The organism is Nonomuraea sp. NPDC004354 (genome assembly GCF_053602555.1).
In genome coordinates, this window is record NZ_JBSGDV010000002.1 from 975,052 (window position 1) to 989,876 (window position 14,825).

Consider the following 14,825-nt stretch of genomic DNA (forward strand, 5'->3'; position numbering starts at 1 on the left):
GCAAATGATGTCACTTCAAATAGTTTTGCAAACCGTTCGCCAGGCCCTGCGCGATCTGCTGCCGGAACGCGGGGTCCTGGAACTTGGCGGCCTCGCCCGCGTTGCGCATGTTGCCGGACTCGATGAAGATCTTCGGGACCGTCGACAGGTTGAGCCCGCCGAGGTCGTCGCGGAAGCTGAGCGCCTTCGCCCCGATGTAGGTGGAGTACGGCAGGCCCGTCTCCTTCTTGAACGCGTCACGCACCGCGAGGCCGAGCCGGCGCGAGTCGTCGACGACGGGGTCGACGGGGCCGTTGATCTTCTTGGGCATGATGACGTGGAAGCCGTGGTTGGCCGGGGCGGAGCCGTCGGCGTGCACCGAGATCGCCGCGTCCGCCTTGGCCTTGTTGCCGATGGCGGCCCGTTCGGTGATGCAGGGCCCGACGCTCGTGTTGTTCTTGCGGGTCAGCTTCACGGTGGCGCCCCGCTCTTCGAGGATCTTCACCAGGCGCTGGGAGACGTCCCAGGCGAAGGCGGCCTCGCTGTAGCCGTTGTTGGTGGCGGTGCCCGTGGTGTCGCAGGGCTTCCACTGGGTCAGGACGTTGACCTGGCGGTTGATGGCTTTCGGGTGCTTGGCGTTGCCCCCGTTGTGGCCCGGGTCGACCACGATGACCTTGCCGTCGAGCGGCTTGTCGCGGACGGCCACCGCCGCGGCGGCGGCAGCGGCGGCCGGTCGGGTCTCCACGGGTGCGGCGACTCTCTCACCGCCGGCGTCGCTGCCGCAGGCGGCGGCGGACAGGCCGAGAAGGGCGAGAGTGGAAGCGGCTAGAACACGCATGCGCTCCAAAATACGTGACGCCGCGAGGTCACCAGACGTGTTCGCCGACTTCCTGCCGCTGCAGCAGGGCGGCGAGTTCCCTCGCGTCCTCGGCGTCGAGGCCCAGGACGACGCGTGGGCGGCCCCATGGATGGTCGAGGGAGTGGGCCACGTAACTGGCCACCGACTCGGCCCCGCCGTCCGTTCCCCGCCCGCGTTCCGCGCGCCAGTGCGCCCAGGCGCGCTCGAGCTCGGCCGCCGCGCGCTGGGCGCATGACACAAGTTCTGGATCACGCATGACTGTCCCCCGGGTCAGATACAGCAGTGACCCGTCCGAGTTAACAACCGAGGCGGGAGGGCGCCCCGGTGTTTGACCAATCTTTAGGCGGGGCCTGTGCTCCGCCGTACGATCAGCTCCGGTGTGACCTGACGCAGCCTGGCGACCTTACCGGGATCCTGGATCCGGTCGCTGAGCAGTGCGGCCGCCGATCGGCCCATGGTTCGCCTGGGCTGGTCGACGGAGGTGAGTGAGATGTGGTGGACGGCCGACAGATGGGTGTTGTCGTAACCGACCACGGACAGGTCCTCGGGCACGCGCAGCCCGAGCTCGCTGGCCGCCGACAGCACGCCGAGCGCGACGACGTCGTTGGCGGCGAAGATGGCGGTGGGCCGGGGATCGCGGGTCAGCAGCGCGCGTGCGGTGCGCCTGCCGCCCTCCTCGGTGCTTTCACCGTGCTCGACCATGATGTACGGCGCCAGCGCGTGGCGCCGCATCGCGACCAGGTAGCCCTCGCAGCGTGACGAGCGCGTGCCCTCGATGTGCGCGATCCGCTTGTGGCCGAGCTCGACCAGGTGGTCGATGGCCAGGCGGGCGCCGAGCTGGTCGTCGTCGACCACGATGTCGACGTTGTCGAGCTCGATGTCACGTTCCCCTACGACGACCGTGGGAGTGTAGGAGGTCGCCTCGATGAGGGTTTCGCTGGTCGGAGCGATGCCGAGCAGCACCAGTCCGTCCACCCTCAGTTCGAGGAACGCTTCAACGGCTTCGTCCTCGAAGGCCGGGTCCCACTGGCTGTTGCCGATCAGCATCCTGAGACCGTCGCCGTGCAGGCTCTCCTGCAGGCCGTCCAGGAACTCGGCGTAGAAAGGGTTGTGCAGGTCGGCGACGAGCGCGCCGACGAGGTGCGTGCGGCCCTCGACGAGACTGCGCGCCACGGCGTTGGGGCGGTAGCCGAGCTCACGAGCGGCCTGCAGTACGGCTTGCCGGCGATGCTCGCTGACGTGCGGAGATCCGCGAAGCACGAGCGACACCAGCGATTTGGAGACGCCGGCACGTTCGGCGACATTCCGGATGGTGGGTCTAGGGCGGGGCAGCGTGTCCACTACCCCGACGACGGTTGTGTTGACTGGCGGTCCTGACATGTGTCTCCCCCGCGATGCGTTGGATGGGCACCTGTCTCACCAAACGATCGAGGACGCGGCAGGGTACGGGCCCGAGCGTTATTCGGCATCGGCTCCGCTAGTGTGCAGGTGTGACACCCGGGAAATCCGCAGGCAGCGGCACCCGTCCTGCGCGGCGCAGACTGAGCGTGGACCGGCGCCGCGAAGAGCTCATGGCGGCCGCCCTGGAGCTGTTCAGCAAGCATGATGCCGAGGACGTCTCGATCGACGACGTCGCCTCGGCCGCGGGTGCCTCGCGTGCCCTCGTCTACCACTACTTCGGCGGCAAGCAGGAGCTCTACGTGGCCGCGCTCAGGAGCGCGGCCGAGCAGCTGGAGTCGCGCCTGCGGCCGCAGGACGGCGGCAGGCCGCTGGAGCAGCTGGCCCTCGGGCTGCGGCGCTACTTCGACTTCGTCGAGGAGCACGCCGCGGGGTTCGCGGCGCTGTTGCGGGGCGGGCCCGCCAACCGCGCGGGCGAGGTCGGCGAGATCGTCGACGGCGTACGGCAGCGGCTGTTCCTGATGATCCAGAAGCAGATGCGGGTCGACGAGCCGAGCCCGGTACTGCGCACGACCGTGCGCTCGTGGATCGCCTCCGTGGAGACCGCGGGCCTCGACTGGCTCGAGCATCGCGACATCGACCGTGCCACGCTCGAGAAGATGCTCGTCGACCACATGGTGGCGCTGCTCGGCGTGGCCGCCGTCTACGACCAGGGCGTCGAGCGGTTGCTGGTCGACCTGGCCTGATTCCTGGCCTGGTTCATGGCGGGTCGCGTCCACCGTGGCCGACAGGCCGTGGGGGACCGTACCAGGTGGTGGACCTCGCGCACGCTTCCCGCCGTTGAGTGGGGTGGAAGAATGGCGCCGGGCGGGCGGCGCCAACTCCCGTTTGCGTCCCCCGACGCGCTGGGGACTTGACGTCGTCACGCGGGTGGACCGGGCCGTGGACCCAGGCCCACCGTGAACCCCCCTGAGGATCGTGACGACCCCGGACTCACTCCGAACGCTGCTGCGGGATGCCCGCGAGCAGGGCGCGAACCTCGGTCTCCCGGTAACGCCGGTGTCCCCCCAGGGTGCGAATCGACGTCAACTTACCCGCCTTGGCCCACCGCGTGACGGTCTTGGGGTCGACCCTGAACATGGTCGCGACCTCGGCGGGCGTGAGCAGTGGCTCGGCCTCGGGTGTACGAGCTGACATTTGTGCGGCCTCTCCTCCGTGTGGACCGGCTCAGCGATCCTGCGACTGCTTCTGCGCGTGTCACGGATGTCCCTCTATGGCCCAGTGCGTGCGGCTTTTCTGGACCATAGGCGGCATCACCCGAAGTGACCATACCGCCACGTAGAGCGATTGGCGAGCCCTTCTTTGACCCAACTGCCCGCCCCTGTGGCGATGTCACGCTCGGTGATTCTAGCGACACGTTTCGTGGTATCGCAGTGAAAACGGCAAACTACTCAGTTCGCAGAAGCCAGCAGCCGCGACACGTGACCTACTCATGCAGGTCAGACCGTTGTTTTGGGGTTCAGTTGGCAGATTCCAGAAGTTGCATTTGCTTCCACCGCAAGATCACGCGTTGATACATGGCAAAGGCAAGTTCTTCTTGACCCGTGTCCAGACCCGTGAGCGCCGCCGACAGCTCGGCCACCGACTGGTCGGCCTGCAACGCATCGTCGTCCATGAGGTGGACCAGGCCGCCGTAGTCGAGCTCGACCAGCGAGTGGGGATGGAACTCCTCCAGCCACCTGGCGATCTCCTCGACCTCGATGCCGGTGGCCACCTCGCCCACGTGCCTGCGGATGACCTGCAGCGCGCGGGCCGAGCGCCGCCTGGCCTGCGCCATGGAGGTGACGTAGATGAGGTTACGCCCCGTGGTCGTGGTCGTGTCCTGGCCGTTGGCCGGCTTGCCCAGCACCAGCCACCGCTCGTTGCCGTCGAACGGCACGAACCAGGCGGGCGGCACGTTCCACTTCGTCGTCCTGATGTGGGTGCGCAGCGCGGCCGAGCCGCCCTGACGCTTGTACCTGTCGAAGTCGTCGGCCGTCTGCTCGGCGATCGTCTGCGGCACGAAGTTGTCGAGCAGTTTCACCGGAGCGCTCCCGCGAAACTCTGAGAACGCCAGCCACGAGCGCAACCGGCTCTGCCATGGGCAGACATAGAGACGGTCCTCGACACGCCGGAGATAGGCGTTGGGGCTCTCCTGGGCCGGAGCGGGATGGGGAGGCTTGGCGAGCAGCCGTCGGATGGACTCGCCGTGCTCGGCCTCGAGCGCGGTGGCCCTGCGCGGACGGACGCGTGAGTCCGCGTACTCGGCCCAGGCGGCGCGGTCCGGCTCCGGAAACGCGGTCAGCGGCTCGTAGACACGAAGGTAAGCGGCATAGGGCAGCACGGTGGCATCGTGTCACGAAGACAACCCGCTTGCACCGTTGTGGTCGCACCGACCTTCGCGACCTGCCCACTTGCCTCACTCCTGAGGCGACGACATACCTCCACGACCTCTACCCTGAGAGGATCTCCGCCGCGAAGGGGCGGCGGACCGGACAGGGAGTCACTACCGTGACCGACGTCTTCGGGGTGTCCCACAAGGACACGCATGAGCAGGTCGTCTTCTGCGCCGACGAGCAGAGCGGGCTGCGTGCCATCATCGCCATCTACAACACCGCGCTCGGCCCCGCACTCGGGGGCACCAGGTTCTACCCGTACGAGAGCGAGCAGGCCGCGCTGGCCGACGTGCTCAACCTCTCCAAGGGCATGGCCTACAAGAACGCGCTGGCCGGGCTCGACCTCGGCGGCGGCAAGGCCGTCATCATCGGCGACCCCGCCACGATGAAGAGCGAGGCGCTGCTGCGCGCCTACGGCCGTTTCGTCCAGTCGCTGAACGGCCGCTACTACACCGCCTGCGACGTGGGCACCTTCAGCGAGGACATGGACCTCGTGGCCCGCGAGAGCCGCTTCGTCACCGGTCGCACGGTCGCCAACGGCGGCGCGGGCGACTCCTCCATCCTCACCGCGTTCGGCGTCTTCCAGGGCATGCGCGCCTCCGCCTCCTTCCTCTGGGGTACGGCGTCGCTGCGCGGCAAGCGGGTCGGCGTCGAGGGCGTCGGCAAGGTGGGCCACCGCCTCGTCGAGCACCTCGTCGAGGACGGCGCCGAGGTCGTCGTCTGCGACGTCAACGCCGCCGCCGTCGAGCGAGTACGGCAGCGCCACCCCTCGGTCGAGGCCGTGGCCTCAGCAGCCGAGCTGACCGCCGCCGACATCGACGTCTACGCCCCCTGCGCGCTCGGCGGGGCCCTCGACGACCCCACGGTCGCCGGCCTCCGGGCGAAGATCGTGTGCGGTGGCGCGAACAACCAGCTCGCCCACGCGGGAGTGGAGAAACAGCTCGCCGACCGCGGGATCCTCTACGCCCCCGACTACGTGGTCAACTCCGGCGGCGTCATCCAGGTCGCCGACGAGATCCAGGGCTTCGACATGGAGCGGGCACGGGCCAAGGCGAGCCAGATCTTCGACACCACGCTCAAGATTTTCGGGATCGCCGCCGAGGAAGGCGTGCCACCGGCTGTGGCAGCGGATAGGCTGGCTGAGCGCAGAATGTCGGAAGTCGGGCGAATTCGAGCCATCTGGTTGGGCGGCTGACGTCCCGCGACCATACGACGTACCGAGCTGAGCGCAAAACAGGTACGGTAATAGGCGAACGAGAGACTGGCGCCCGAGTCACGGCGTCAGTATGTGGTGCGTTAGCGACGAGGGGTCGGGGACGACCCCACACGAGGGGGTCGAGCCAATGGGGCGCGGCCGAGCAAAGGCCAAGCAGGTCAAGGTTGCTCGCCAGCTGAAGTACAACAGCGGTGGCACGGATCTTGAGCGTCTTCGCAACGAGCTCGGAGTCTCTGACTCCAACCACAATGACGCCGACGACCTCAACGATGAGCTGGCGGATCGCTATGCCGATTACGCCGACGACTACGGCGACGAAGACGACGACCGGCCGTCCGGGCGTCGATAGCTGACCTGTTGTCAGGATGGGCCCCACGGGCGAACCGCCCGTGGGGCACTTCCGCGTTTCCGCTCGTACCCGGGACTCCTTGAGCGCTGGACGCCGTAGCGCCGGCCCGCCGACCGCGCTCCTCCCGGCCCGCCGCGCCGCCTGTTTGCCGCCCCGCCTGGGGGCTCGGCTTGCCGTCCCGTGTGCCCGGTCGGCGTGGTCAGGGCCGCTTTTCTCGGGTGACCGGCTTCGCTCCTTCCGGCCAGGTGGCCCGCAGGACCCGCCGGGAGCCCGCAGCGGCCCCACCGCCGACCAGGGCCGACGCCGACCGGTAAACCAACCTAGTGCGGTGTCCACTAACGTGCACCAGCTCTGGGCTTCCGGAGCGGCGAAGTTGACGGCCCACGCCGACCCGGTGAAGGTTCGTGGACACCGCACTAGACGTGCCGCGGCCGGGCTCCTTCGGTCAGGAGCCCGGCCGGGGGTGATCGACGTCGCCCGCCGCCCGAGGTGCCGGGCATCGCGGACCGGCGTGGGTCAGCGGTAGCGCGCCTGGCCGGTGCCGTCCGCCACGACCTCGCCGAGCACCCACGCGTCAAGCCCGCGCGCCGCCAGCAGCTTGATCGCCGGGTCGGCCGCCTCGGCCGGGACGATCGCCGCCATGCCGACGCCCAGGTTGAACGTGCGGTCCATCGCCTGCTGCCCGATGCCGCCGTGTCGCGCCAGCACCTCGAACACCGCCGGCACCGTCCACGACGAGCGGTCGAGCAGCGCGTCGAGGTGCCCGGGCAGCGACCTCGACAGGTTGCCCTCGACGCCGCCGCCGGTGATGTGCGCGTAGGCGTGCACCTCGACCGTGCGGGCGAGCTCCAGGCAGTCGAGCGCGTAGATCCGCGTCGGCTCCAGCAGTTCCTCGCCGAGCGGGCGGCCGAACTCCGGCACCTCGGTGTCGAGGGACAGCCCTGCCTGCTTGATGACGTGCCGTACCAGCGAATAGCCGTTGGAGTGGACGCCGGACGAGGCCAGGCCCAGCACCACGTCGCCTGCGCGGACGCGGTCGGCGCCGAGCATCGCGTCGGCCTCGACGACGCCGGTGCCGGCGCCCGCCAGGTCGTACTCGTCGGCACCCATCGCGCCGGGGTGCTCGGCCGTCTCGCCGCCGACCAGGGCCGCCCCCGCCAGGCGGCAGCCCTCGGCGACGCCGCCGACGATCTCGGCGATGCGCTCAGGCACCACCTTGCCGCAGGCGATGTAGTCGGTCATGAACAGCGGCTCGGCGCCGCACACCACCAGGTCGTCGAGGACCATGCCGACCAGGTCGATGCCGATCGTGTCGTGCTTGCCGTACTGCTGGGCCAGCATGACCTTGGTGCCGACGCCGTCGGTGGAGGTCGCCAGCAGCGGCCGCCGGTAGCGCAGCAGCGCGGAGGCGTCGAACAGCCCCGCGAACCCGCTGGCGTCGTCCACCACCTCCGGCCGCCGCGAGCGCGCGACCTTGTCCTTCATCAGCTCGACGGCGCGCTCGCCCGCCTCGATGTCGACGCCTGCGGCCTCGTAGGTGCTCACTTGGGCGAACTCTCCAGTACGTACTTGCCGACGTTGTCCTGGTCGATCGGGATCGGGTACGAGCCGTCGAAGCAGGCCCTGCACAGGCGCTCGGCGGGAATCGTGGTCGCCTTGGTGAGGCCCTCGAGCGAGATGTAGCCGAGGGAGTCGGCGCCGAGCGACTGGCGGATCTCCTCGACGCTGAGCGAGCCCGCGATGAGCTCGGCGCGCGTGGCGAAGTCGATGCCGTAGAAGCAGGGCCAGGCGACGGGCGGCGAGGAGATGCGCACGTGCACCTCACGCGCGCCCGCCTCGCGCAGCATGCGGACGATCTGCCGCTGCGTGTTGCCGCGCACGATCGAGTCGTCCACGACGACCAGGCGCTTGCCCGCCACGACTTCCCTGAGCGGGTTGAGCTTCAGGCGGATGCCGAGCTGGCGGATGGTCTGCGACGGCTGGATGAAGGTCCGGCCGACGTAGGAGTTCTTCACCAGGCCCTGGCCGTACGGGATGCCGCTCTCCTCGGCGTAGCCGACGGCGGCGGGCGTGCCGGACTCGGGGGTCGGGATGACCAGGTCGGCCTCGACGGGGTGCTCGCGGGCCAGGATGCGGCCCACCTCGACCCTGGTCGTCTGTACGCCACGGCCCGCGATCGTGGTGTCGGGGCGGGCGAGGTAGACGTACTCGAACAGGCAGCCCTTCGGCTCGGCGAGGGCGAACCTGCGCGAACGCACCCCGCCCTCGTCGATCGTCAGCAACTCGCCCGGCTCGACCTCGCGCACGAACGTGGCGCCCACGATGTCGAGGGCGGCGGTCTCGGAGGCCACCACCCAGCCGCGCTCCAGGCGGCCGAGCACCAGCGGGCGGATGCCCTGCGGGTCTCGGGCGGCGTAGAGGGTCTTCTCGTCCATGAAGACCAGCGAGTAGGCGCCCTTGACCTGCGGAAGCAGCTCGGCGGCGGCGTCCTCGATGGAGCGGGTGCGGTCCTGGGCGAGCAGGTTGGTCAGGACCTCGGTGTCGGTGGTCGCCCTGGTCACCCCCGGGGCGAGGCGCTCGGCCAGCTCGGGGGTGTTGATCAGGTTGCCGTTGTGGGCGAGCGCCAGGCCACCCACGTCGGTCGAGCTCAGCGTGGGCTGCGCGTTCTCCCACACGCTCGAACCGGTCGTGGAGTAGCGGCAGTGGCCGACCGCGATATGCCCGCGGAGCGTGCCGAGCACCGACTCGTCGAAGACCTGGGCGACCAGGCCCATGTCCTTGTAGACGAGGATGCGGCTGCCTTCGCTGACCGCGATGCCCGCGGACTCCTGTCCGCGGTGCTGCAACGCGTACAGCCCGTAGTAGGTGAGTTTGGAGACTTCTTCGCCTGGCGCCCAGACGCCGAAGACGCCACAGGCGTCCTTCGGTGCGCGGTCATCGGGGTCCAGGTCGTGGCCCAGTCGGCCGTCGCCCTTCAGCACGTGGTTCAGTTTAGGTCGGCGACAACTCTGCTCGCACACCCGGGGCCCTGATCACATCAGATGGCCGGTTCGTCCCGTGCTGGATCCTTCTCGGATGATCTCGCCGGTGAGGTTGCGATGGGCCGTCTGGCCGAGGAAAGCGGCATGCACTCGTCTTGCCCTGGGCGCTTGGCGCACTGTGACCCAAGGATCGCCACTCTTTTGCCGTGTCGCACCGTTTCGTGAGGGTAATCCGGGGGAGTGTGGGGAGGTTCCGGCATGCCGACACGTCGGGGGAGACGTAGACCGTGACCACACCTCGAGACCCCAATCACCCTCGGCCGGGGCAGGACCCGCAGGGCGAGCCCACGGGTGATCCGACCGAGCCGAGCTCCGAGCCGAGCGCCTCCGAGCCAACCTCAGCGCCAGAGGCGGCGCCCTGGCCTGACGAGGCGTCCACGACGCCGCACGGAGAGCCGATCGCGCCCGAGCCGCCGGCCTCCCCGGGGGCGGAAGCCGGGTGGGGCGCCTCCCACGAGCGCGGTCCCGACGTGCCCGTCTGGCCCGCGCCCGACCATCCGGCGCGGCAGGGGGAGCCGAGCGAGGGGTACTCTCCGTGGACCTCGGCGGAGGCGGCCTCGCGGTGGTCGTCCGACGAGGCCGACTGGTCGACCGGGGCCTCGTCCGCGGAGTCGGCGTGGGGCGGTCGCGGTACGCGCGAGCACTTCGGCACGCCCACGCCGTCCGAGCAGTCGGCGTGGTCGGGGGGCCGCTACACCGACGACTCCGGATGGCCCGACCTGTCCGAGCCCGAACAGGGACGCCAGGAGTGGTCGGGGCGTTACGAGCCCGAGCGACCCGCTTCCGAGCCGCCCGCCACGCCGGAGCAGCCGTTCGCATCGGAGCGGCCGTTCGTGTCGGGGCGGTCGTTCGCGGCGGAGGAGCCCGGCACGCCGCGACAGCCGGACGAGCCGGGAGAGCCCGTCAGCCCCGAGCAGCCCGCCGAGCCGGGAGAGCCGGTCACTCCGGAGCCGCCCATCGAGCCCGGCGAGCCGGTCACTCCCGAGCCGCCGTTCACGCCCGTGCCGCCCGTCGAGCCGGGACGGCCGGTCTCCCCCGAGCCGCCGATCGCGCCCGAACCGCCCGTGGTGCCGGGGCCGCCCTCGTTCCCGTCGCAGCCGGACGCTCCCGAGCCGCCGCCGGCTCCCGGGCCCGGCCACCCCGATTTGCCGGAGGCACCCGAGGTTCCCTCGCCGAGCCAGGGCGAGCCCTCCGGCACCCGGTGGTCGTCCGACTGGGGCAGCGAGGACGCCGACCGCACGCAGACGTTCACCGATTGGGGCCGGCCGGAGCCCAGCCCGCAGCAGCCCTACCAGGTGCCGGGCGCGACGCCCTCCTACCCTGGATGGTCGGCCGAGGACCAGACGCGTGAGGTGCCGCTGCCGTCCAGCCCGTCCCGCTACGACCCGCCCACCCCGTCCACGCCGCCGTACGGCCAGCCCGCGCATCCGGTCTCGGACGACGACACCACCCCGACCGCCTTCCCGAGCGCTTCGCCGTACGCGGGCGGGCCGAAGGAGTACCCGTCGGGCACTCCCGGTGGCACGGGCGCCACGCCGTACCGCGAATCCCGCGATTCCCTCGAATCCCGTGAATCCCGCGAGGAAGGCGCGCCGTACGGTGCGGGTCCGGCGGGCGGCGGGCACTACGGCGGCCCCCAGCAGGGGACGGCCCCCTACGGCGGTTCCCGGCCCTTCGGTTCGGCAGGTAGCGGGCCGCAGTCCGCCGGTCCGGCCGGTGGGGGAACCCGGCCTTTCGGTCCCGGAAGCGGGCCGCAGTCTCCGGCCGGTGGTGGACCGCGTCCTTTCGGTTCGGGGGGCAGCGGGCCGCAGTCCGCCGGTGGTGGACCGCGTCCCTTCGGTTCGGGAGGTAGTGGGCCGCAGTCTGTCGGGCCGGCCGGTGGTGGACCGCGTCCCTTCGGCTCCGGTGGCAGCGGGCCGCAGTCCGCCGGTCCGGCTGGTGGTGGATCCCGGCCCTTCGGTTCGGGGAGCGGACCGCAGAGCGCCGGCCCGGCCGGCGGCGGGTTCGGGCGCGACTTCCCGTGGGGGCCGTCGGTCGCCGGGAAGGCGGGCGCCGGCGGCTACGTCGCCGGCGCGTTCTCCAGCGAAGCTCCCGGCGGGGGCGCCTCGGGCACTCCGGGAGGCTCCGGCGCGCCAGGCGGTCCCGGGACTCCGGGCACCCCTGGGACCCCGGGCGGCCCTGGCGCTCCGGGCGGTCCAGGAACTCCGGGCGGCCCCGGAACTCCAGGCGCGGCGGGTGCCTCCTCGGGAAGCGGCGAGCACGAGCGCGGCGGCCCCGGCGGCGGCACTCCGGGCGGCGGCACCCCCGGCGGCACCCCCGGCGCCACTCCAGGCGGCACTCCCGGTGGTGGGCCCTACGGCGGTGCGCCCGGTGGCGGCGGACCCTACGGACCGGGAACCCCTCCCGGCGGCGGCCCCTACGGCGGCGCGCCAGGCGGCCCCTACGGGCCGGGCGCCCGACCAGAGGGACCGTCAGGCGCCGAGCCGACCTCGCCCTACGCCGCCCCCGCAGGGGGAGTCGCCTACCCGCCGCCTCCCGGCGGCCCCGTGCCGTACCAAGGTGGCGACTGGCGTCCCGCCAGGCCGGGCAGCGGTCTGGCCACCGCCTCGCTGGTGCTCGGGATCGCGAGCCTGTTCCTGCTGTTCGTCTGCTTCACCGGCGTGCTGACCGCCCTGGTCGGCATCGTCCTCGGCGTGGTCGCCCTCGCCAAGGGCGGCGGCAAGGGCAAGGCGTGGACCGGCATCGGCCTCAGCGTGCTCACGCTGGTGCTGGCCGTGGGCGCGGCCGTGTGGGTGTCCAACTACTTCGCCGAGTGCGCGAACCTGCCGCAGCGGCTGGCCGAGCAGTGCGTGGAGAACAAGATCCCGTGGATCCGCTAGACCGGTAGGTGGTCGGACAGGTCGGCGCGGGCGCCGCTCGCCAGGACGGCGCCCCTCGCCATGGCCTCCGACCAGGTGACGCGGCCGATCGCCAGTTCGAGCCAGGTGCGCGGGTCGGTCTCGACCACGTTCGGCGGGGTGCCCCTGGTGTGCCGGGGGCCCTCCACGCACTGCACGGCCGCGTACGGCGGCACCCGCACCTCGACCGTCCGGCCGGGCGCCTTCTCGACCAGCCGGTCGAGCAGGTGCCGTACGGCGAAGCGCCCCGCCTCCCGCTCCGGCTTGCGCCCCTTGTCGTAGGCGGTCATGACGGCCGCGACACACGCGTCGGCGAGAGCGGAGGCGGGCCCGTCGAACGGCGGCTCGTCGAGCGCGACCAGTTGGGCGTCGAGGGCGGATCTGAGCTTGTCCTGATCCATCTTGCGGGGCGGCATTCCCTTATTGTCTCGCGGGAAGGGTTCATCGGGGAGGCGGTCGTCGTTCACCTCAGGTTTCAGCGCTCGCCGTAGCGTCCCGGCGGAACGACCGCATGAATCTGGAGGACCCGTGCCTAACCCGGGCAGGCTGCTGCCGTTGCTCTCGACCCCGCACAAGAGCGGTCGAAGTGCCCTGACGTGCCAATTCCGTTGCGGCAACGCGTGCGCACACGAAGTCGCCAACATCAGTGACAACACCTATTTCGGTGACATCGCCGCGCAGGCTCTGTCGCGTCGTGGCGTTCTGCGCGCGGGTGGCGTGGGCGCTCTCGGCGCGCTGGTCGTGGGCGCGGGAGCCGTACCGGCCTTCGCCGACCCCGAGATCGCCGGACAGCATGGTGACCCCGAGTTCGGGCGTGGTCGGCTGACCTTCACCCCGGTGGCGCCCAACACCGAGGACGCGTTGACCGTCCCCGACGGCTACTCCTCGTCGGTCGTGGTGCGCTGGGGCGACCCCGTGCTGCCGGACGCCCCGGCGTTCGACTTCGACAACCAGACGGCTGAGGCGCAGAGCAAGCAGTTCGGCTACAACTGCGACTTCGTGACCATGTTCCCGATGGGCCGCCACCGCGCGCTGCTGTGGGTCAACCACGAGTACTCCGACGAGAACCTCATGTTCCGCGGCTACACCGGCGGCGCCGCCGCCACCGAGGAGCAGATCAAGATCGGGCTGGCCGCGCACGGCGGCTCCGTCGTGGAGATCGAGCGGGTGGGCAACACCGGCCAGTGGAAGCTGGTCACCAACGGTCGCCGCCGCTACAACCGGCGCATCACCGCTCAGACGCCCATGCGTTTCAGCGGCCCGGCCGCCGGTCACGAGCTGCTGAAGACGGCCGCCGACAAGGACGGCACCACGCCGGTCGGCATGCTCAACAACTGCGCCGGCGGCACCACCCCGTGGGGGACCGTGCTGACCGCCGAGGAGAACTTCGACCAGTACTTCGTCAACGGCGACAAGAACGACCCGAAGGTGACCCGGTACACGCTGCCGACCAGCGCGTCGGGCGGTCGCCGGTGGGACCGGGTCGAGGAGCGCTTCGACCTGGCCAAGCACCCGCACGAGGCCAACCGCTTCGGATGGATCGTCGAGATCGACCCGTTCGACCCCGACTCCACCCCGATCAAGCGGACCGCGCTCGGCCGCTTCAAGCACGAGGCCGCCAACACCACCCTGACCAAGGACGGCCGCCTGGCGGTCTACATGGGTGACGACTCGCGCTTCGAGTACATCTACAAGTTCGTGTCCAAGGAGCGCTACATCCCCGGTTTCGACCGGCACAACCGCAGGCTCCTCGACGAGGGCACCCTCTACGTCGCCAAGTTCACCGGCGACAGCCCCGCCGCGGAGATCGACGGCTCGGGCAAGCTGCCCTCCGACGGCGCCTTCGACGGCTCTGGCCAGTGGATCCCGCTGGTCAGCGGCGACAAGAGCTTCGTGGACGGCATGAGCGCGGCCGAGGTGCTGATCTTCACCCGCGTCGCGGCCGACAAGGTCGGCGCCACCAAGATGGACCGGCCCGAGGACATCGAGCGCAACCCGGTCAACAAGGCCGTCTACGTGGCGCTCACCAACAACTCCAACCGGACCGCCGCGCAGGTGGACGAGGCCAACCCGCGTCCCTCCAACAAGCACGGGCACGTGCTGGAGATCGTGGAGCGCCGCGACGACGCCGCGTCGACGACCTTCGCCTGGTCGCTCCCGCTGGTCTGCGGTGACCCGAACGACGCGGCGACCTACTTCGCCGGGTTCGACAAGACCAAGGTCTCGCCGATCTCCTGCCCCGACAACCTGGCGTTCGACAGGGACGGCAACCTGTGGATCTCCACCGACGGTAACGCGCTGAAGAAGAACGACGGGCTGTTCGTCATGCCGGTGCAGGGCAAGGAGCGCGGTTACGTCCGCCAGTTCCTGACCGTGCCGGTCGGCGCCGAGACGTGCGGGCCGATGGTCACCCAGGACCAGCGCAGCGTGTTCGTCGCGGTGCAGCACCCGGGCGAGGTGGACGGCGCCTCGCCCGAGGCCCCGGCCAGCCACTGGCCCGACGGCGGCGCGGCGCAGCCGCGGCCGGCGGTGGCGGTGACGTGGCACGTGGACGGCGAGAAGATCGGCTCCTAGCCGGTCGGCATCTGCCAGCCCGTGACCTTCCGGGGTCACGGGCTGGCGTCGTCCCCGGACCTTCCTGGAAAGGCGTC

13 protein-coding genes are annotated in these 14,825 nt (G+C 70.7%); 5 read left to right on the forward strand and 8 right to left on the reverse strand.

Annotation, left to right across the window (positions count from 1 at the left end):
- Positions 1-10: 10 nt before the first annotated feature.
- The 3 genes from ACWENQ_RS10495 to ACWENQ_RS10505 all read right to left on the reverse strand — a co-directional run bounded on the left by ACWENQ_RS10495 (position 11) and on the right by ACWENQ_RS10505 (position 2,218).
- Complete coding sequence (locus ACWENQ_RS10495) at positions 11-817, reverse strand: N-acetylmuramoyl-L-alanine amidase (RefSeq protein WP_449921534.1); 807 nt, start codon at positions 815-817, stop codon at positions 11-13.
- Positions 818-845: 28 nt separating this feature from the next.
- Positions 846-1,094 (reverse strand): hypothetical protein, encoded by a 249-nt coding sequence (locus ACWENQ_RS10500; RefSeq protein WP_354919938.1) that lies wholly within the window; start codon positions 1,092-1,094, stop codon positions 846-848.
- A gap of 83 nt (positions 1,095-1,177) precedes the next feature.
- On the reverse strand, positions 1,178-2,218 hold the full coding sequence (locus ACWENQ_RS10505; RefSeq protein WP_452413768.1) for a LacI family DNA-binding transcriptional regulator: 1,041 nt from the start codon (positions 2,216-2,218) through the stop codon (positions 1,178-1,180).
- Between the two features lie 110 nt (positions 2,219-2,328).
- Here ACWENQ_RS10505 and ACWENQ_RS10510 point away from each other — a divergent pair, with 110 nt between their 5' ends.
- Positions 2,329-2,982, forward strand: coding sequence for a TetR/AcrR family transcriptional regulator (locus ACWENQ_RS10510; RefSeq protein WP_452413770.1), 654 nt, complete (start codon positions 2,329-2,331; stop codon positions 2,980-2,982).
- 247 nt (positions 2,983-3,229) lie between these two features.
- Here the strand turns inward: ACWENQ_RS10510 and bldC are convergent, their stop codons facing one another.
- The gene (gene bldC / locus ACWENQ_RS10515) at positions 3,230-3,433 is read right to left on the reverse strand and encodes a developmental transcriptional regulator BldC (protein WP_013133571.1); all 204 of its coding nucleotides are present in this window, start codon (positions 3,431-3,433) and stop codon (positions 3,230-3,232) included.
- Between the two features lie 322 nt (positions 3,434-3,755).
- Positions 3,756-4,619, reverse strand: a complete 864-nt coding sequence (locus tag ACWENQ_RS10520) for a hypothetical protein (protein WP_354919947.1) — start codon at positions 4,617-4,619, stop codon at positions 3,756-3,758.
- Positions 4,620-4,786: 167 nt separating this feature from the next.
- On the opposite strand from ACWENQ_RS10520, the gene ACWENQ_RS10525 reads away from it, so the two are divergent.
- On the forward strand, positions 4,787-5,866 hold the full coding sequence (locus ACWENQ_RS10525) for a Leu/Phe/Val dehydrogenase (RefSeq protein ID WP_354919950.1): 1,080 nt from the start codon (positions 4,787-4,789) through the stop codon (positions 5,864-5,866).
- 148 nt (positions 5,867-6,014) lie between these two features.
- Positions 6,015-6,236 (forward strand): DUF3073 domain-containing protein, encoded by a 222-nt coding sequence (locus ACWENQ_RS10530; protein WP_354919953.1) that lies wholly within the window; start codon positions 6,015-6,017, stop codon positions 6,234-6,236.
- Positions 6,237-6,752: 516 nt separating this feature from the next.
- On the opposite strand, the gene purM is transcribed toward ACWENQ_RS10530, so the two are convergent.
- Both purM and purF read right to left on the reverse strand, forming a co-directional pair.
- Entirely contained in the window at positions 6,753-7,781 is a 1,029-nt protein-coding gene (purM, locus tag ACWENQ_RS10535) for a phosphoribosylformylglycinamidine cyclo-ligase (protein WP_452413772.1), read from the reverse strand.
- The gene (gene purF / locus ACWENQ_RS10540) at positions 7,778-9,217 is read right to left on the reverse strand and encodes an amidophosphoribosyltransferase (RefSeq protein ID WP_354919959.1); all 1,440 of its coding nucleotides are present in this window, start codon (positions 9,215-9,217) and stop codon (positions 7,778-7,780) included. The genes purM and purF overlap by 4 nt, the downstream gene beginning before the upstream one ends.
- Positions 9,218-9,747: 530 nt before the next feature.
- On the opposite strand from purF, the gene ACWENQ_RS10545 reads away from it, so the two are divergent.
- Positions 9,748-12,156, forward strand: coding sequence for a hypothetical protein (locus tag ACWENQ_RS10545; protein ID WP_452413773.1), 2,409 nt, complete (start codon positions 9,748-9,750; stop codon positions 12,154-12,156).
- On the opposite strand, the gene ACWENQ_RS10550 is transcribed toward ACWENQ_RS10545, so the two are convergent.
- Positions 12,153-12,590, reverse strand: coding sequence for a sterol carrier family protein (locus ACWENQ_RS10550; RefSeq protein WP_354919965.1), 438 nt, complete (start codon positions 12,588-12,590; stop codon positions 12,153-12,155). The genes ACWENQ_RS10545 and ACWENQ_RS10550 overlap by 4 nt on opposite strands.
- Positions 12,591-12,702: 112 nt before the next feature.
- On the opposite strand from ACWENQ_RS10550, the gene ACWENQ_RS10555 reads away from it, so the two are divergent.
- Positions 12,703-14,748: a PhoX family protein gene (locus ACWENQ_RS10555; protein WP_452413775.1), complete on the forward strand. Its 2,046-nt coding sequence runs from the start codon at positions 12,703-12,705 to the stop codon at positions 14,746-14,748.
- The last annotated feature ends 77 nt before the right edge of the window (positions 14,749-14,825 follow it).